Annotated in this window: 12 protein-coding genes; 8 read left to right on the forward strand and 4 right to left on the reverse strand. The window is 66.3% G+C overall.

The window, feature by feature from the left end; genetic code table 11:
* The first annotated feature begins 853 nt into the window (after window positions 1-853).
* The 5 genes from ACV22Z_RS34760 (at window position 854) to ACV22Z_RS34780 (ending at window position 6,424) form a co-directional block, all read left to right on the forward strand.
* Complete coding sequence (locus tag ACV22Z_RS34760; protein ID WP_448080796.1) at window positions 854-2,818, forward strand: alkaline phosphatase family protein; 1,965 nt, start codon at window positions 854-856, stop codon at window positions 2,816-2,818.
* Window positions 2,819-3,070: 252 nt separating this feature from the next.
* Window positions 3,071-4,813 (forward strand): tetratricopeptide repeat protein, encoded by a 1,743-nt coding sequence (locus tag ACV22Z_RS34765; RefSeq protein WP_448080776.1) that lies wholly within the window; start codon window positions 3,071-3,073, stop codon window positions 4,811-4,813.
* 111 nt (window positions 4,814-4,924) lie between these two features.
* On the forward strand, window positions 4,925-5,623 hold the full coding sequence (locus tag ACV22Z_RS34770; RefSeq protein ID WP_448080777.1) for a TIGR02466 family protein: 699 nt from the start codon (window positions 4,925-4,927) through the stop codon (window positions 5,621-5,623).
* Between the two features lie 50 nt (window positions 5,624-5,673).
* The gene (locus ACV22Z_RS34775) at window positions 5,674-5,934 is read left to right on the forward strand and encodes a hypothetical protein (protein WP_448080778.1); all 261 of its coding nucleotides are present in this window, start codon (window positions 5,674-5,676) and stop codon (window positions 5,932-5,934) included.
* Window positions 5,935-6,124: 190 nt separating this feature from the next.
* Window positions 6,125-6,424 carry a DUF4148 domain-containing protein gene (locus tag ACV22Z_RS34780; protein WP_448080779.1) on the forward strand — a complete coding sequence of 100 codons (300 nt, stop codon included), beginning with the start codon at window positions 6,125-6,127 and terminating at the stop codon, window positions 6,422-6,424.
* A gap of 196 nt (window positions 6,425-6,620) precedes the next feature.
* Here ACV22Z_RS34780 and ACV22Z_RS34785 read toward each other — a convergent pair whose 3' ends face one another.
* Together ACV22Z_RS34785 and ACV22Z_RS34790 are read right to left on the reverse strand one after the other, a co-directional pair.
* A complete protein-coding gene (locus tag ACV22Z_RS34785) occupies window positions 6,621-8,372 on the reverse strand; it encodes a diguanylate cyclase domain-containing protein (RefSeq protein WP_448080780.1) in 1,752 nt (583 codons plus the stop codon).
* Window positions 8,369-9,376 (reverse strand): extracellular solute-binding protein, encoded by a 1,008-nt coding sequence (locus ACV22Z_RS34790; RefSeq protein WP_448080781.1) that lies wholly within the window; start codon window positions 9,374-9,376, stop codon window positions 8,369-8,371. The genes ACV22Z_RS34785 and ACV22Z_RS34790 overlap by 4 nt, the downstream gene beginning before the upstream one ends.
* 693 nt (window positions 9,377-10,069) lie before the next feature.
* On the opposite strand from ACV22Z_RS34790, the gene ACV22Z_RS34795 reads away from it, so the two are divergent.
* The 3 genes from ACV22Z_RS34795 (at window position 10,070) to ACV22Z_RS34805 (ending at window position 14,066) form a co-directional block, all read left to right on the forward strand.
* Window positions 10,070-11,494 (forward strand): aminotransferase-like domain-containing protein, encoded by a 1,425-nt coding sequence (locus tag ACV22Z_RS34795; RefSeq protein WP_448080782.1) that lies wholly within the window; start codon window positions 10,070-10,072, stop codon window positions 11,492-11,494.
* Between the two features lie 350 nt (window positions 11,495-11,844).
* On the forward strand, window positions 11,845-13,629 hold the full coding sequence (locus tag ACV22Z_RS34800) for a nitrite/sulfite reductase (RefSeq protein WP_448080783.1): 1,785 nt from the start codon (window positions 11,845-11,847) through the stop codon (window positions 13,627-13,629).
* A complete protein-coding gene (locus ACV22Z_RS34805; protein ID WP_448080784.1) occupies window positions 13,626-14,066 on the forward strand; it encodes a DUF934 domain-containing protein in 441 nt (146 codons plus the stop codon). The genes ACV22Z_RS34800 and ACV22Z_RS34805 overlap by 4 nt, the downstream gene beginning before the upstream one ends.
* A 140-nt stretch (window positions 14,067-14,206) precedes the next feature.
* Here the strand turns inward: ACV22Z_RS34805 and ACV22Z_RS34810 are convergent, their stop codons facing one another.
* The gene (locus tag ACV22Z_RS34810; protein ID WP_448080785.1) at window positions 14,207-15,487 is read right to left on the reverse strand and encodes a virulence factor family protein; all 1,281 of its coding nucleotides are present in this window, start codon (window positions 15,485-15,487) and stop codon (window positions 14,207-14,209) included.
* The gene (gene mprF, locus ACV22Z_RS34815; protein WP_448080786.1) at window positions 15,484-18,078 is read right to left on the reverse strand and encodes a bifunctional lysylphosphatidylglycerol flippase/synthetase MprF; all 2,595 of its coding nucleotides are present in this window, start codon (window positions 18,076-18,078) and stop codon (window positions 15,484-15,486) included. The genes ACV22Z_RS34810 and mprF overlap by 4 nt, the downstream gene beginning before the upstream one ends.
* Window positions 18,079-18,284 lie beyond the last annotated feature (206 nt).

Consider the following 18,284-nt stretch of genomic DNA (forward strand, 5'->3'; position numbering starts at 1 on the left):
CGACGCCAGTGTCGCCCTGACACGCACGATCCCGAACGGCACGCGATGCTCACCGACGGATCGGCCGAAGTCTTCGCCCCGTTTCAACGACGTATGCCGCGCGCACTTGGAGTCGATGCGCGTGCAACGGTTTCGACATCGGGCGGTTTTCCCGAGATGCCTGCGTTAGTAATCGGGTTCGAGCCCGCGGGGATCAATACACGGCGACCCGATGCCCCGGCACCGCGCACAGGCGCTGCGATACGCGTCGTAGCCGTCACGGCGGATCGCCTGCTCGATTCAGCGCAATGGCGGACCGGGTTGGCGTCGTTCGGTTGGTCCATGGCGGGCTCTCTCGCGATGCGTACCCACGTTTGACGTTGGTCGCAGGGTAATTCGTCGCGGGTCCGGAAAATTCTTTTCATTCATCGCATCACACGTCCCGACGCTCGACGTGCCCGCCGTCATCGAATCGTAAGGCATCCCATTCTTCGCAGACTTAGGTGATGCACTCGGCGCGTCGCCAAACGTCGGAAATATTGTCCGCCCCCTCGGCCGACGCGGCACGTATTCCCGATTTCCCGCAAGAATGCCCGCGATAGATCCGATCAAATTGTTTCGCTCTCCTTCATGCGTCATACGGTATGAACGCGTTTCTTCTGATTCATTCAATCGACTCGACAGTGACATGCGCGCGCCCCTCGTTCGTCACACGTGGCCGGTATGGTCTCGTAACGCTCGGTAACAGGCAATCAATCACCGAGCCTGCAGCGCAGTCGCTGCACGTCGAGGTATCCGCATCTGCACCAAAAGTTGCGGCCTTTCCAAGGAGATTGTCATGAAGCGAACGAAGGAAGAATCGATGAGAAGGACAATGCACCGTGTCGCGTTGGCCGGTACCGGAGTTGCGCTGGTGCTCGCGAGCGCAGTGTTCGCGTCCCTCGCCGAAAGCGAGTCACGCCATGATGACGATGGGACCGGACGCACGGTTTCGCCGATCAAGCACGTGATCGTGATCGTCGGAGAAAACCGCACCTTCGATCAGGTGTTTGGCGCATACAAGCCCGGTAACGGGCAAACCGTCTCGAACCTGCTGTCCAAGGGCATCATCAAGGACGACGGCAGCGCCGGGCCCCACTTCTCCGATGCCGCGCAATACACCGCGCAGGCGACCGATCCGTTGCATTTCGAGCTCAGCCCCGGTGGAAAGGCGCCTTATAACGTTCTACCCGCCCCCAACACCGGCACTGCGCCCACTGCGGCAAGCGATACGAGCCCGCCGTTCAAGACGCTCGCGGAGGCGCTCGCCGCCGAAGGCAATGCGCTGGAATCGCAGGACCTTGTGCACCTGACCACGGGCGCGACGAACCTGCCGCAGAAATCGGTCGATATGCGCTTCAATCCGTACACGTTCGTGCTGCCGAACGGTCCCTATCAGATATCACGTGTCGGCCCGGACTACGACCAGTACATGGCAAGCCCGGTGCACCGCTTTTATCAGGCCTGGCAGCAAGCGGACTGCAGCGTTGCCCACGCAAGCACCGCCAATCCGAGCGGCTGTCTCGGCGATCTGTTCGTCTGGGTCGAGACGTCGGTCGGTGCGGGCTCGAACGGCAAGTCGCAGCCGACGCCGTTCACTGACCAGACGACCAATGAAGGCTCGACCGCACTCGGCTTCTACAACGTGAACAACGGCAAGGACATGCCGTATTTCACCGCACTCGCGCAGCAATACACGATCAGCGACAACTATCACCAGCCGGTGATGGGCGGCACGGGCGCGAACAGCATCATGCTGGGCACGGCCGACGCGCTTTACTTCACTGACGGCCAGGGGCATGCCGCAAAGCCGGCGTCCAACGAAATCGAAGATCCGCGTCCGCAAGCCGGTACCAACAACTGGTATGCGCAAGACGGCTACTCGGGCGGCTCGTACAGCAACTGCTCGGACCCGACGCAACCGGGCGTCGACGCGATCGTCGGCTATCTCGGCAAGCTGCCGTATCACCCGAGCCCGAACTGCGCAGCGAGCACGTACTACCTGCTGAACAATTACAACCCGGGCTATAACGGTGACGGTTCGGTCAATACGAGCGCGTTCACGATTCCGCCGTCGCCGGTGCGGACCATTGCCGACTCGCTGCTGGAGAGACACGTCTCCTGGAAGTACTACGGCGAAGGCTGGAACACGTTCAAGAGTTCGGACCCGAAAATCAGCGGCGCAAGCGTCTATTGCAACATCTGCAACCCGTTCCTTTACGAAACGGCGATCATGACGAACAAGAAGACCGTCGACAGGCACTTCAAGGACACGACGGACCTCTATGCGGATATTGCAAATGGCAAGTTGCCGGCCGTGTCGTTCGTCAAGCCGGGCGGAAACCTCGACGGACACCCGGCGTCGTCGAAGTACGGCCTGTTCGAAGGGTTCGTGCGCAAGATCGTCGACTCGGTCCAGAGCCAGCCGAAGCTGTGGGAGTCGACGGCGATCTTCATCACGAACGACGAAGGCGGTGGCTACTATGACTCGGGCTACATCCAGCCGGTGGACTTTTTCGGCGACGGTTCGCGCATTCCTCTGATCGTCGTGTCGCCTTATTCGCAAGGCGGACGCGTCGTGCACGAGTACGACGATCACGTGTCGATCCTCAAGTTCATCGAACGCAACTGGTCACTCGCCCCGATCACGTCGCGCAGCCGCGACAATCTTCCGAATCCGGTGCAGACGTCGTCGCAACCGTATGTGCCCGTCAATGCACCCGCAATCGGCGATCTGTTCAAGGCGTTCCGCTTCCATCATCGCGATCACGACCATCAAGGGAACGACAGCGACAACTAGCACGCTGCGCGCAGCGGATCCGGCTGGTCGGCTGCTTTGATGACGGTTCATGCGCTGCACGCAGCAGCGCACGAACTGCCGTCGCCGGGCCGCTCGACCTCGAAAGCTGCCGTTCGCCGAAGCCCGCGGCGAACGGCAGAAATCGTTCGACGGCATTCATTAGAATAAGTACACGCGATGGCATCGCGGCGTTCCAGGCGAAGCGATGCGCCGCGCAACGCTATGTCTGCGCCCCTGCAGACCTGACCGGAAATGACTGCGGGCAAGATTCTGTCCGGCATCGCGATGGCCGCGCTGTCCACGGCATGCGCCGCTGCTGAGGTGGCGGGTGCTTGCGTGCCGTCGTTCTCCGAGGCCGACGTCAAGTCCGGACTCGAAGTGCGGACCCGCTGCGCTGACTCCGCGCCCGCGATCACCGGTCTCACTGAACGCCTGAACCGCGCGGTGAAGCGTGACGGACTCTCCGCCGCACAACGGGTCGCGCTGGCGACAGCGGCCAACATGATGCTGCACGCGGTCTTCTCGCAGGCAGGCCATGGCGCACCCGCAATCGACGCCGCGCTCGTCAACCTCGAAACCCTCTTCGAAAGCCTCGCATCGCAGATCAGGACGCGCACCGATATCGACCCCGCAGCCGAAGCGTCGAAATGGAACGCACGCTATGAAGACTTGCTGCGCAGGTTGTCGATCACGCGCAGCGCCGATCCCGCCGAACTGCAGCTCGACGAAGCAGCAAGGCGCCTCGATCTGGAAGTCGCATCCGCCCTGCTGATGCGGCTCGCGGCCAACGTACCCGGCACCGCCCAGCTATCCGCGGCGCGCAACTACGAAGCGGCGAGCATCGAACTGCTTCGCTTCATGCCATGGAACGCGCTGCCGTACCTGGAGAAGGCGCATGCACTGCAACCCGACGACGCGGACATCGCCACCGCATTCGCCGACACACTGCTCGAGCAGCGCGAGCCCGAGCGTGCGGAGCCGGTGTATCGCGCGCTGCTAAGCCGGTATCGGGCGCTTGCGCAGCAGAAGCCGGCCGAGTGGCAACCGTCGATCGCGCGTACGCTCGGCAAGCTCGGCAGTCTGCACGTGATGCGGCAGCAGCAGAAGGATGCCGAAGCCGCATGGCTGCACACGCTCGAAATCTACTGGGCGCTTGCTCGCGTGAATGCTGCGGCCTATGACCCGGCCTTGGCTCGCACCTTCGACGATCTCGCCACGCTGTACCGCGACACGCAACGTCTGCCGGAGGCGGCAGACGCGTGGCGCGAAGCCCTCGCCCTTGAGCGCGCACTCGCCCGACAGGACCCGGCCATGTACCGGCCCGCGGTCGCGATGACGCTCAACGATCTCGGCATCGTCTACAGCGCGACACAGCGCACGCATGACGCGGAACTCGCGTATCGCGAAGCGCTCGACATCCAGCGCGCACTCGTTCGTGACAACCCCGCCGCCTGGCGTCCGGCGCTTGCGAGCACGCTGAATAACCTCGGCAACTTCTACAGCGCGCGCGACCGGCTGCCGGAGGCCGAGCATGCTTACCAGGAAGCGCTGACCCTCCGCCAACAGCTCGCCCGCGAAAACCCCGCGCTTTACCAGCCCGACCTGGCACGCACGCTCGGCAATCTGGGCGTGCTGTACCGCATCGAACGGCAGCCGGCCAAGGCCCTGCACGCGTATCAGCAGGCGCTGCAGATCGTTCACGCGCTGTCGCGCGATACGCCTTCCGAGTATCGGCCTGACGAAGCGCGCATCCTGAACAACCTGGGCGTGCTCTACAGCCGCACCGGCAGGCCGCGCGACGCGGAAGACGCGTGGCGCCGTGCGCTGGATCTGTACCGCCAGCTTGCACACGGCGATCCGTTGACCTGGCGGCAGGATGAAGCACGCACGTTGCGCAACCTGGCCACGCTGCTCAGCCACACTCGACGTTCGGCTGAAGCCGACGCAATGAAACGCGAGGCCGACGCGCTGATCGATTCGACACCGGCGCAGTAGATCCGTGGCACAAGCCGCCGAGCTTCCATTCGATATCGAAAGGCGACTGTCGGCTGCGGATTCAACCGGCGGATACGACAACGCAACAGGCAGCACGAGCAGCAGAAGTACGTGCTCGCCGGTTCCACGCCTATATTGATGGATGAGCGTCCCGACCCGCGCGATGCGCAACCGGCAATGGCAGCCTCGGCCCCGGATATCGTCCGACTTTTCCCGACCTTCGTATGGCGGCGTCTGCTCGAGCAGGCGTGCTACGAGCCGCTCGATCGGGAGCTGATCGCGTACGTCGACCGCTTGATCCGCAGCGGTGGCGGCACGCGTACCGGCGCTGCTTGGCAATCCGGTCACCAGCAACATCACCGGCCGGAGTTCGCTGCGCTGGTCGCGCATATCGACCAGGCCGCACGCGACGTACTCAGGTTCCTCAAAGTCGCCGATGCCCCGTTTCACATTACCGGATGCTGGGTCAACGTACTGGATCCAGGCGGGACACACGCGATGCACGGCCATCCGAACAACTTTCTGAGCGGCGTGTATTACCTGCGCACGCAAGCGGGCGCCGACACGATCAATTTTCATGATCCGCGTCCGCAAACCACCGTCATTCGTCCGCCTGTCACGGAGTTGACGGCCTACAACACCGATCAGGTGGTATTGCCCGTCAGCGAAGGCACGCTGCTGGTGTTTCCAGCCTGGCTGGCGCATTCGGTGTCGGCGAACACGAGCGCGCAAGCCCGCGTGAGCGTCAGCTTCAACATCATGTTTGACCGCTACGACACCACCATGAGTCCGCCCCTCTGGGGCAATTGAACCGCCGCCCACGGACTCGCCGTTGGCCAAGACACGTTAGACTGTCGGCCATGGACACATGCCGTTATTGCCAGAAAATCCGCGACGAATGGGATTGCCATGGCGACGAATGCCGCCGCGCGATCGCGCTCGCGCTGCGCCGGCAGCGCGCGGGCCTGCCGATGGTCGCGGACCGCATCCGCAACGAAGTCCCGACCGGCGCCTCCACGCAGCAGGTGATCACCGTGCTGTCGCGCCAGCGGCTGCGGGCGCGCCGCGGCAACGAGGAGCGCCGCGAGCGCAAGGAAATCGAGGACGCAGACAGCGTCTGAGCCGCCCGATCGCCGCAAATCGCGACACGATCATTAGGGACAGACGGGTTTTTGCTGGGAATTATTACTCCAGGTGCAACTATCTTTCGCCGGAACCCACGTTTACCCTAGGTACGCCGAAGCCTACGATGTATTCAACCGCTTACGACATGGCGTCGAACGCGGAGAGCCAAAAACATCGGAGGTCATCATGAAGTCGATCGTCTACGCAGTCGTCGCCGCTACCGCCCTGTCCGCTTCGGTCGGCGCATTCGCGCAAAGCACCGTGACCCGCGCCCAGGTGCGCAACGAGCTGGTCCAGCTCGAGAACGCCGGCTACAAGCCGGGCCTGTCGAGCCCGCACTATCCGGCCGACATCCAGGCCGCGCAGGCCCGCCTGCAAGGCGCCGACAACAGCGGCTACGGCGCGCAAGCCGCGCCGGTCGTCCAGGGCGCCGCTCCGGCCGCGAAGGTGCAGAACCCGCGCGATTCGGTCTACTTCGGCCACTGAGCACCCACTGAGCGGCCATAAGCGGCCGCCAGGCGGGCGCGCAGCCCGCACGCACGATCACGAGCCCGTCCGACGACGGGCTCGTCGCATTGGCGCCGGCCGTTTCGGCGCCACACCACGTTGCCGTTCACCGGATGCCGTTTCCGCGGCACGCCGCCGCCAACGCTGCCAACGCCGCCGTCGCCGCAATCGCCGATTACGACTCGCGAATCGCGCCGTCAGCGCGGGTCCGCGCGCCGAGCAGTTCCTGATACCGGACGTACGCGCGCTGCGCCGACGCCTTCGCCGCGTACATCGCGGCATCTGCCTTGACGAGCAATTCTTCGGCCGATCCGCCGTCGGCCGGAAACTCGCTGACGCCGATGCTCGCACCGACCGCCATGCGCCGTTCGCCGAACTCCAGTTCCTCGGTCATCACGATCTGGATCCGCGATGCGACGTCGCCGATCACTTCCGGCGAATTCACGCCGGCGAGCAGCACGATGAATTCGTCGCCGCCGAGCCGCGCGGCCATGTCGCCGCTGCGCAGCACAAGGTTCAGCCGCTTCGCGACCGCGACGAGCGTGCGGTCGCCGGCCGAATGTCCGAGCTGGTCGTTGATCTGCTTGAAGCGGTCCAGATCGACGAACATCACCGCGAGCCCTTCGTTCATCGCCGCCGCATGGCGAATCGCGCCGTCGAGCCGCTCCATGAACAGCAGCCGGTTCGGCAGCCCTGTCAGCACGTCGTGGCCGGCCAGATGCGTGAGCTCCTGCTGCTTGGCCCGCAGCATCGTCATCTGCGTGCGGATCTCGACGCGCATGCAGTCGAAGCAGCGCGCGAGCACGCCGATCTCGTCCGAGCGGCCGATCGGCAGCCGTTCCGTGGCGGGATCGTCGAACACATGCGTCGCCGCGCGTGCGAGCGTCTGCAATGGCCGCGTGATCGCGCGCGCGAACAGGATCGCGAGGATCACCGCGAACACGCTCGAAATCAGCACCATCCGCACGATCCGGCTGCCGAGCATGTCGGCAGGCGCGACCACGTCCGCCAGCGGCCGCGCGATCCCCAGCACGACGAAGCGGTTGCCTTCGCCGCGGCTGAACGGCGTGCGAGCGAACGCGAGCATATGGTTCGGCGCGCGTGCCGACCCGGCGCACGTCACGCTCGTGCCCGCTTCGTCGAAGAGCGGCTTCGTCGCCGGATACGACTCCTGCATCAGCACGCGCCGCCCGCGGTCGAAACCGAACGTCTGTGCCGGATCCGGATGAATGAGGAAATCGCCCCACTCGTTCGCGAGATACACCTGATAGTCTTCCGGCAGATCGCGTTCGACCCGCGAAAACACGCGCGTCAACTCGACGTCGATCACGAGCGCGCCGACCGTCTCGCCGTGCGCATCGACCACCGGCGTGCCGACACGCAGGATCGGCTGCCCCTCCGCCGCGTGCGACCCCGTCTCGTGATTGATCGCGATCGGCGACAGGTAGACGTGGCCTTGCGCGGTCGACAGCGTATCGAACACGTAAGAGAACTGCCCCTTCTCCTGGAATTCGTCCTCCGGCAGCACGGTGATACCGCGCACGTCGCGGTCCACGCGAATCCGCTCGAGCCCGTAGTACCCGCGCGCGATCAGGCGGATCTGCAGGTACTCGGGGTGATGCTGCATGAAGCTGTTGTACACCTGTTCGAGCCGCCGACGCCGTACGTGCACGGGATCGTCACCGCTCGCGACCGCCGCCGACGACGGCATCGTCGCGAGCACCAGCGCGTCGTCGGCCACGTCGCCGAGCGCGGTGCTGAAGCGCTGCCCGAGCAGCTGCGTCGACGTCAGCAGGCTGTGCTGCGCTTCCTGCACGAGCATCGCGCGGTTCGCGCGATACGCGTAATAGCCGGTCACGCCCGACGCGATGACGCCGATACACGCGAACAGCACCGACAGCTTCGAGGAGAGGCCGAGCTTGATCATTTTCCGAAACGCTCCGGCCGATCGCCCGATACGATGCGGCTCCACAGCGCCTCGCGGCGCGCGATGCTCTCGACCGGCTGGAGCCACACGAGATGCTGGTGCCCAGTGTCGAGGCCCGGCGGCGGCGCAAGCGTATTCGCGAGCCCCTGGCGCTGCGTGAGCAGTGCGCCGATTCCGGGCTCGAGCATGTAGTTGATCCACGCGAGCGCCAGGTCGGGACGCTGCGCGCCGCGCGTCATCCCCCAGCAGTCGAGCCACGCGAGCGCGCCTTCGTCCGGAATCACATAGCCGACGTCCGCGCCCGCGCGGCGCAGCAGCTCGACCTGCTGCGTGCCGTAGTTGCCGAACATCAGCGCCGCGTGATGCTGGATGAACAGCGCGGTCGCTTCCTCGGGCAACGTGTAGTACGTGAGCAGATTGCGGCGCAGCTCGACGAGCTTGCGCGCGACCGCGTTCGTCTGCGCAGGCGACAGGATGAACGGATCTGCATAGCCGAGCGCCAGCGCGGTGAACGAGAAATTGTGCTGCGCGCTGTTGAAATCGAGCACCTTGCCCCGGTAGAGCGGGTTCCACAGCTCGAGCATCGAATGCGGCGCGGCCGGCACCTGCTTGCGATCGTAGATGAGCCCCATCGACGAATACGTGAACGGCACCGCATAGGTCGCGCCATCGAGCACGAGGCCGCCGATCTTCGAGACCTGCTGGAAACTCGGCAATTGCAGCCGACGGTTCGGAATACGCGCCAGATCGAGCGGCGCGAGCAGCTTGTCGCGCGCATAACGCTGGATCTCGGCGGTATTCGCCGCGAGCACGTCGTAGGCCGGCGGTGAAGCGCTATGCATGCGCGACCATAACGCTTCGTCAGAGTCGACAAACGTCACTTCGACTCGCACATGGAATTGCGATTCGAAAGCGCTGACGACATCGTTGTCGGCATAACCAGGCCACGCGAGAACGCGCAATACGTTTTCGTTTGCGGATTCCTGCGCGGCGACACCAGACATGCACAACAAGCCTGACGCCAAAACGATGAGAATCTTGCGCAATGTTACGTTGACCCCGCGCCAACCTGCGCCGATTCTCCTGATCAATCGGACTGTGTCCGCCTCGTACGGCTGCATTCGACTGTCCTTTTTTTCTAGTCGATGCGATAGCTTGAGATCGCTACAAGACCATAAAAAGAAACGTCATGCAATAAGAACTGACCGCATGCGTATTCACTCTTACTTTTTTACCGACCGAATGGAATGATTCGTGATACGGATTTAAAACCGCAGCCGCTCGATTCCATTTATCCAATTGCATAATGTTGTGGATGCAATCAATCTTAATTAATCAGGAGAATGTGCTGTCGATCTCGGACTCGTTGTTTTGTTGCCCATCCGAAAGAATTCAGCGCAAACGTCGTTAACGACAGCTCGCGGTAAAACTTGAGTCGTCGCATCGTCATTCGATCGCGGCTTCTTCATACAATTCTCACTCGGCCTGCCCACACGCGAATAAACGGGAAATGCGGTAATTGCCGCATTCCGATTTGCAATCGCCTGGTCACGCCCGACGGACGCGTATCCGCGTCGGCGCCCCATCACGGGGACAGATGCGCTTTCCTTTTCGCAGCGTCCATCGGACAATGTGCCCGCGTGCCGCGCGCGACGCCTCTCGGGCCCGCAACCGGCGGCGCGCTCCCGTCCACACCGATGAAACGCTACGAAACCCTCGCCCACACGATCGCCGACGAAATCCGCACCGGCAACCTCGCGGTCGGCACGCGCCTGCCATCGCTGCGCCAGATCATCGCGCAGCACGGCGTCAGCCAGTCGACGGTGTTTCGCGCGTACTACCTGCTCGAACAGTGGGGCCTGATTCGCGCGCGCGAACGCTCCGGCTATTACGTCGCGCCCGGTGCGCGTCCGCCCGCGAAGCGGCGCGCGAGCCGGGCCGCGTCCGCCACGCGCAAGGTCGACATCAGCGACCTCGTGTTCTCGGTCCTCGACGCCGCGACGCAGCCGGGCATCGTGCCGCTCGGCTCCGCGTTCCCGGCGCCGCAGCTGTTTCCGTTGCCGCGCCTCGCGAAATCGCTCGCGCAGGCGACCCGGCTCATCAGCCCGTGGAGCACGGTCGTCGACCTGCCGCCCGGCAACGAGCCGTTGCGCCGGCAGATCGCGCTGCGTTATCTGGCGATGGGCGTGTCGCAACCGGTTGACGAGATCGTCGTCACGAACGGCGCGCTCGAAGCGCTGAACCTGTGCCTGATGGCCGTCACGCGCCCCGGCGACGTGGTGGCCGTCGAAGCGCCCGGCTTCTATGCGGCGCTGCAGGCGATCGAGCGGCTCGACCTGCGCGCCGTCGAGATTCCGGTCGATCCGCACACGGGGCTCGATCTCGTCGCGCTCGAACACGCGCTCGACCGCCACAACGTGCGTGCGTGCTGGTTCATGACGAATTTCCAGAACCCGACCGGCGTCACGCTGTCGCCCGACAAAAAACGCGCGCTCGTCGACCTGCTCGCCGCGCGCGACGTGCCGCTGATCGAGGACGACGTGTACGGCGAGCTGCATTTCGGGCCCGACTATCCGCTGCCCGCGCGCGCGTTCGACAAACGCGGCCTCGTGATGCACTGCAGTTCGTTCTCGAAGACGCTTGCGCCCGGCTACCGGATCGGCTGGGCGGCCGCGGGCCGCTTCGCGGAGAAGGTGCAGCGGCTCAAGCTGATGACGACGCTGTCGGCGAGCATTCCCGCGCAGGCCGGCATCGCGAACTATCTCGAGCACGGCGGCTACGACCGCCATCTGCGCAAGCTGCGCGGCGCGCTTCACAGCCAGCTCGGGCGGATGGACGATGCGCTGCGGCGCTGGCTGCCGGCCGGCGTCGAATGGGTGAAGCCCGACGGCGGCTACTTCCTGTGGCTCGAGTTTCCTGACGCGATCGACGCAATGGAGCTGCATCGGCAGGCAATCGAACGCGGGATCAGTTTCGCGCCGGGGCCGCTGTTTTCCGCCGCGCACGGCTTCGAGCGCTGCGTACGCGTGAACTTCGGCCATCCGTGGAGCCGCGAGATCGAGCGGGCGATCCGCGTGCTCGGCGAGCTCGTCGCCGAGCCGGCCGTGCGCAAGGCGGACTGACCCCGCTTCCGCTCCGGCAGCCATACGCGGCGCCCGTTCGCGGCGCCATGCGTGGCTCGATGCGTGGCCCGATGCGCTCCGGACACCGCCCGCGGTCGGGCTTCCGCACGTGCAGTCGCTGCTGCACGCATCCGCCGCGCTCAGCACTCGGCTCTCGGCTCTCAGCTCTCAGCTCTCAGCTCTCAGCTCTCAGCTCTCGACACGATGCGCATCTGCTGCGCATGTTCCGCTCGCAACTGCTCCTTGTTGCGGCGCCGCGCGTTCTCTACGCTGTCCATTCGTCGCGTCCGTCCGGGCGCGGCCGTCCGACGAGCGGCGTGCCCCGCGCCGCTCACGTTGCTTCCGACTCCATGTATCGATATACGGATTTCGACCGGGCGCTCGTGCAGAGCCGTGCCGCCCAGTTTCGCGACCAGCTCGAACGCTGGCAGCGCGGCGCGTTGAGCGAAGACGCGTTCCGGCCGCTGCGGCTGCAGAACGGCTGGTATGTGCAGCGCCATGCGCCGATGCTGCGCGTCGCCGTGCCGTACGGCGAGCTGTCGAGCGCGCAGCTGCGCGTGCTGGCCCAAATCGCGCGCGACTACGACGTACCCGACGACGCGACCTACCGCGCAGCGTGCGACGCGCAGGCGCAGCTCGGCACGACGCGCCTGCCGACCCGCAATGCGCACTTCACGACACGCACCAACGTGCAGTTCAACTGGATTCCGCTTGCGAAGTCGGCCGACGTGATGGACCTGCTCGCGACCGTCGACATGCACGGCATCCAGACGAGCGGCAACTGCATCCGCAACATCTCGTGCGACGAGCGCGCGGGCGTCGCGCCTGACGAGATCGCCGATCCGCGCCCGTTCGCGGAGGCGATGCGGCAATGGACGACGCTGCACCCCGAGTTCGCGTTTCTGCCGCGCAAGTTCAAGATCGCGATCACCGGCGCCGCCGAGGATCGCGCGGCGACCGACTGGCACGACGTCGGGCTGAAGCTCGTGCGCGACGACGCGGGCGAGCTCGGCTTCCGCGTGAGCGTCGGCGGCGGGATGGGCCGCACGCCGATGACCGCGACGCTGCTGCGCGCGTTCCTGCCGTGGCGGCACGTGATGAACTACATCGAGGCGATCGTGCGCGTGTACAACCGCTACGGCCGCCGCGACAACAAGTACAAGGCGCGCATCAAGATCCTCGTGAAGACCGAGGGGCAGCGCTACATCGACGACGTCGAAGAGGAGTTCCGGCAGATCGTCGAGCACGACGGCGGCCCGCATACGATCCCGCAGGCCGAGTTCGACCGCATCGCCGCGTGCTTCGTGCCGCCGCCGCGCAAGCCGCGCACCGTCGACCTGCACGACGCGAACGCGCGCGTCGCCGCGCAGGCGAGCCGGCATCCGGCGTTCGCGCGCTGGCTCGCACGCAACGTGGCCGCACACCGCGACCCGTCGCTGCGGATCGTCACGCTGTCGTTCAAGCGGCGCCTGCAGGCGCCCGGCGACGCGTCGCCGGACCAGCTCGACGCGCTCGCCGACCTCGCCGACCGCTTCTCCGCCGGCGAAGCGCGCGTCACGCATACGCAGAACGCCGTGCTGCCGTGGGTGCACGTCGACGACCTGTTCCTGCTATGGGAAAACGCGCGCGCGATCGGCCTCGCGAGCGCGAACGTCGGCCTGCTGACCGACATGATCGCGTGCCCGGGCGGCGACTTCTGCGCACTCGCGAATGCACGCTCGATCCCGATCGCCGATGCGATCGCCGAACATTTCCAGGATCTCGACATGCTGCATGACGTCGGCGACATCGATCTGCACATCAGCGGCTGCATCAACTCGTGCGGCCATCATCACAGCGGCCACATCGGGATCCTCGGCGTCGACAAGGACGGCGCCGAGTGGTACCAGGTGACGCTCGGCGGCTCCGACGGCTCGGCCGCGAGCGGCCCTGCGCAGCCCGGCAAGGTGATCGGCCCGTCGTTCTCGGCGGACGAGATCGTCGATGTCGTCGACGCCCTTGTGACCGCCTATCTCGACGCGCGGCTCGACACCGGCGGCCGCAGCGAGCGGTTCATCGACACCGTGCGCCGCGTCGGCCCCGAGCCCTTCAAGACCGCAGCCCACCACGCGCGGCATTCCGTCGAAAACGCATGATGAACGCACTGCAACGCATCCGGCTGCTGACGCCGGCAGAACACGACGACGACACGCACGACGCGCAGCAGCGCGGCGACGCGACGCTTGCGATCGCGAACGACGACGAGCTGGAACCCCACGGCGCGCAGATCGCCGCCGCGACGTGCATCGTTCTGCAATTCCCGACCTTTACCGACGGCCGCGCATATAGCCAGGCCTACCTGCTGCGCAAGCGCTTCGGCTATGCCGGCGACCTGCGTGCGACAGGCGACGTGATGGTCGACCAGTTGCTGTTGATGGAGCGCACCGGCTTCTCGAGCGCAGTGCTGCGCGAAGATGCCGACATGGCAGACGCGCAGCACCAGCTCGAGCGCTTTCCTGGTTTCTATCAGCGCGATGCGAGATCGGAATCGGAAACGCCGCCGCAGGACGCGGCGGCGCAAATGGAAGGATGACCCGGGCGGCGCGACAGCCCCGTTGCAGCCATCCTCGCACGGAAGGTCTTTTCGCAGACGGCCTTCCCGCAAACGTCTTTCTCGCGGACGATTTGCCCGCGAGCGGCCGTCCAGCGACGGCCGGCCCGGCGGCCGCGCTTTTACCGCGCCGCCACCTGCTTCCTGAACGCCGCGAGAATCCGCTTCTCGAGCGCGATGTAGTCGCGGCCGAAGTGGTGCTCGCCCTGCGTCTTGATCAGCTCGACGCCAGTGCTCGCGAGCGCCGGACACATCGTTTCCTTCTCCGCCTCGCCGTAGAAGCACTGGACGATGCCAGGCGGCACCTTCGCGATCTCCGGCGCGACCTTCAGCGCGTTGTCGCTCGCCGGCATCCCGAGCCAGCCCGTCACGCGGATCTGGAAATCCGCAGCCGGCGCGAAGCCGAGCAGCGACATCACCGCCACCTTGTCGCGCAGGTCGGCCGGCAGCCGGTTGTAGGCAAACGGCATCACGTCCGCGCCGAACGAATAGCCGACGAGCGCGACGTTCGTCGCCTGCCAGCGCTTCATGTACGTACGCATCACGCGCGCGAGATCGCGGCTCGTCTGCGCGGGCGGCTTCTCGCTCCAGAAGTAGCGCAGGCTGTCGATGCCGACGACCGACACGCCGTCGCGCTGCAGCGCCTCGCCGATCGTCTTGTCGAGATCGCGCCAGCCGCCGTCGCCCGAGATCACGATCGCGAGCTGCCCGGACGGCTTCGCGGCCGGCAGCTCGATCAGCGGCAGGTCCGACACGTCGAACTCGTCGTCGGACGTGCCGTCGCGCAGGTGCGGCGCAACCAGCGACACGAGCTTCGCGCTGTCGCCCGTCGCCGCGCTGTCGACGAAGCCCGGCATCGCGCGGCGCACGATCGTCGGATCCGGCGGGCACGGCTTGAAGCGCGGATCGAGCTTCGCGGACGGCTCGACCGACACCGCGCCGGCAATCGTGTTCTCAGGCGCCATCGACAGGATCTGCTTCGCGATCGCTCCGCCCTGCCCGACGCCCGCGACGATCGGCGCGTAGTAGCGCGACGAGCGCGCGAGCCGTTCGAGCTGGTGGCTGACCGCCTCGGCGTCGCCGTCGAGGTGGTGGCAGGTTTCCTGTTTCGCGGCGAGGTTCGCCGCATAGCGCTCCGAATCGACGCCGACCGTCATCGCGCCGGCCTTCGCGAGCGCGGCGGCGGCCTGCTGGTCGGCTGCGTTCCAGCCGCTGTCGCGCGAGAACAGCACGACGAAGCCGCGCAGCGGACCGTTCGGCTTCGTGACCGTGACCGGGCCGTACCGGCCGCCTGCCACCGTCTGCACATTCGTTGCCGCCGGCTGCGTCGCGAACGCGGCGCCGGCCAGCATCATTCCTGCGCAGGCGCCCAGCGCCCGCGCGATTCCCTTCTTCAACATCATGAACGCCGACCTCCAGCCAGCAAAGACAGATCCGCCAGCGTGACGAACACGCCGACCGAGCCCGAAGCCGCGAGATAACGCGGCTCCCAATGCGGCTCGAACTTGCTCTTGAACGCGCGCAAGCCGCGGAAATTGTAGAAGCGGCCGCCGAAGCGCCAGACCATCAGCCCGAACCGGTGCCACGGCGACGGCATCCGCGCGGCGCCCATCCCCGAGAACGGCGCGATGCCGAGACTCAGCTTGCGGAAGCCCGCTTCCTTCAGGTGCAGCGCGAGCTGCGTGAACAGGTACTCCATCGCGTACGGCGACGCTTCCGGCAGATGGCGCATCACGCCGACCGTCGCCTCGGTGTTGAGGTCGGTCGTCATGAACGTGACGAACGCGATCGGCTTGTCGGCCTGCCGCACGAGCATCACCGACTGCGTCGCGAGATAGCCGTCGTGGAACGCCGCGACCGAGAAGCTCTTCTCGCGCGCGTCGCGGCTGTCGAGCCAGCCGTCGGAGATGTCGCGCAGCGCGGGCAGCGCGTCGGGCACGTGCTGCGGCGCGATCACCTCGACGGTCAGCGCGTCCTTGTCGCCGCGGCGCAATGCGTAGCGCAGGTGCGAGCGATGCGAGCCCTTCAGGTCGAACGCGTCGAGCGCGACATGCGCCTCCTCGCCGAGCTTCATCAGCGTGAGGCCCGCGTCGAGATACAGCGGCAGCGCATTCGCGCGCACCTGGTAGAACGCCGCGCGGCCGCTGTGCGCATGCGCGAGCGCGATGAACTTGCCGATCAGCGCCGGCCATTCGCTACGCGGGCCGACCGGATCGTGCAGCGCGGCCCACGTGCGGCCGTGCTTCGCGTACATCAGGAACGCCTCGCGCGATTCCGAGAACAGGAAACTCTTGTCGCCCATCAGCGCGAGACCGGCATCGCTGCATTCCTGCGCGCGGATGATCCGTTCGGCATCCAGCAGGTCCTGCGGCGCCGGCTGCACGAAGCGGCCGGGCGCCGGGCGCAGCAGCTGCCACAGCGCGAACATCGCCGCGCACAGGCCGGCCGCAAGCGTTGCGCGCAGCGCGCGCGGCGCGCGTGCGTCGAACGAGAAATGGGACCACAGGTCGCCCGTGAACGGCACGTCGCGGAACGCGAAGCCCAGCACCCACACGGCGAGCATCAGCACCATCGCGACCGACACGAACCAGCCGATCGTGAAGCGCTCGGCGAACAGCGACGAATGGCGGTTGAAGCGCCGGCGGCTGACGAGCAGCAGCACGAGCAGCGCGCCGAGCACGCCCGCCTCGACGAACGCGAGCCCCTTCACGAGCGACAGTGCCATGCTCGTCACGGTAAGCGCGAAGGTCATCCACCAGGCGGCGTCGAGCCGCCGCAGCAGCCCGCGCGCGACGAACAGCAGCGCGACGCCGAGCACGCTGCCGATCACCTGCGAGCCTTCGAGCACCCACAGCGGCACGACGTTGCGCAGGATCGCGATCCGGTGCCAGAACGCCGGCGTTGCGCTGGAAATCACGAGCATCGTGCCGACCGCGAACGTGACGAGGCTCAGGAACAGCGGCGCGAGCTGCGACACGCGCGCGGCCTGCCGCGTGACGAGGCGGCGCCGCAACGCGCGGCCTTCGAAGCCTGCGAGCAGGCCGGCCGACAGCACGAACGGCACGCCGAAGTAGATCGCGCGATACGCGATCAGCGCGGCGACCATCGCATGCGCGGGCACGTCGTGGCCGAGCGTGAACACCATCGCGGCCTCGAACACGCCGATCCCGCCGGGCGTATGGCCGATCATCCCGAGCAGCAGCGCGGCCGCGTAGACGGTGATGAAGCTCGCGAAGCCGACCGGCGCGGCGGGCAGCAGCACCCACAGCGTCAGGCCCGCGGCGACCACGTCGAGTACCGCGTAGACGATCTGCGCGACGAGGTCGCGCCGCGCCGGCACGTCGAACGACAGCCACTTGAAGCGCGTGACGACCGGCCGGGCCGTGTTGCCGCACGCGACGACGATCGCGGCCATCGCGGCAAGCAGCGCGGCGCCGCCCCACGTCAGCACGGCCGGCGCGACGTGCAGCATCGCGGCGAGCGCCTGCGGCATGCAGACCATCCCGAGCGCGGTCATCAGCACCAGCGCGAGCGCGAGCGTGCCGCTCGTGAAGACGGTCATGCGGCCGACCTGCGCGGGCGTGACGCCGGCCACGCCGTATACGCGCGCGCGCACGGCGCCGCCCGTCAGCGCGCCGAAGCCGGTGGCGTTGCCGAGCGCCGAGCCCGCGATCGCGCCGATCCACAGCGCCGCGCGCGGCACCTTGGCTGCGACGTATCGCAGGCCGACCGCGTCGCGCGCGACGAGCGCGAGATAGCTGAGCGCCGTCGCGGCGAGCGACGCGCCCCACTCGGCGGCCGACATGTTGCGGAGCTGGCTGATCACCGACCGGTAGTCGACAGATGCCGACAGGTGCTGGAAGACCACGATCAACAGCAGCCCGATGCCGAGTGCGAGCAGCGGTGACAGGACACGCTCGTTGCGGAGCAGTGCCGAGACACGGCCGAACATCGCCGCGGCACGGCTGGGCGAACCAGGGTGGCGGGAAGACATAAATTATCGGTGGCGGTACATAGCGTGTCGCGGCGCCGGGTGGCCGGGCGGCGACGGATCTGGTTGTTCTGCGTCGGCGGCCGGCCAGCACGCGGGCGGGCGGCGCCTGAGTCAGAAATTACAAGTATACGGAATTTATATTACAGATTCTTTCACGACCCGAACCGCTATGCCGGATAGGCCGGCCACCTATATGCGAGATCAAA

This window comes from Burkholderia sp. PU8-34 (genome assembly GCF_053427725.1).

What these genes read in the sequence shown, in the direction of transcription:
- ACV22Z_RS34760 (WP_448080796.1), top strand. Translation starts at nt 854, where the DNA reads ATGCACCGTGTCGCGTTGGCCGGTACCGGAGTTGCGCTGGTGCTCGCG.
- ACV22Z_RS34765 (WP_448080776.1), top strand. Translation starts at nt 3,071, where the DNA reads ATGACTGCGGGCAAGATTCTGTCCGGCATCGCGATGGCCGCGCTGTCC.
- ACV22Z_RS34775 (WP_448080778.1), top strand. Translation starts at nt 5,674, where the DNA reads ATGGACACATGCCGTTATTGCCAGAAAATCCGCGACGAATGGGATTGC.
- ACV22Z_RS34780 (WP_448080779.1), top strand. Translation starts at nt 6,125, where the DNA reads ATGAAGTCGATCGTCTACGCAGTCGTCGCCGCTACCGCCCTGTCCGCT.
- ACV22Z_RS34785 (WP_448080780.1), bottom strand. Translation starts at nt 8,372, where the DNA reads ATGATCAAGCTCGGCCTCTCCTCGAAGCTGTCGGTGCTGTTCGCGTGT.
- ACV22Z_RS34790 (WP_448080781.1), bottom strand. Translation starts at nt 9,376, where the DNA reads ATGTCTGGTGTCGCCGCGCAGGAATCCGCAAACGAAAACGTATTGCGC.
- ACV22Z_RS34795 (WP_448080782.1), top strand. Translation starts at nt 10,070, where the DNA reads ATGAAACGCTACGAAACCCTCGCCCACACGATCGCCGACGAAATCCGC.
- ACV22Z_RS34800 (WP_448080783.1), top strand. Translation starts at nt 11,845, where the DNA reads ATGTATCGATATACGGATTTCGACCGGGCGCTCGTGCAGAGCCGTGCC.
- ACV22Z_RS34805 (WP_448080784.1), top strand. Translation starts at nt 13,626, where the DNA reads ATGATGAACGCACTGCAACGCATCCGGCTGCTGACGCCGGCAGAACAC.
- ACV22Z_RS34810 (WP_448080785.1), bottom strand. Translation starts at nt 15,487, where the DNA reads ATGATGTTGAAGAAGGGAATCGCGCGGGCGCTGGGCGCCTGCGCAGGA.
- mprF (WP_448080786.1), bottom strand. Translation starts at nt 18,078, where the DNA reads ATGTCTTCCCGCCACCCTGGTTCGCCCAGCCGTGCCGCGGCGATGTTC.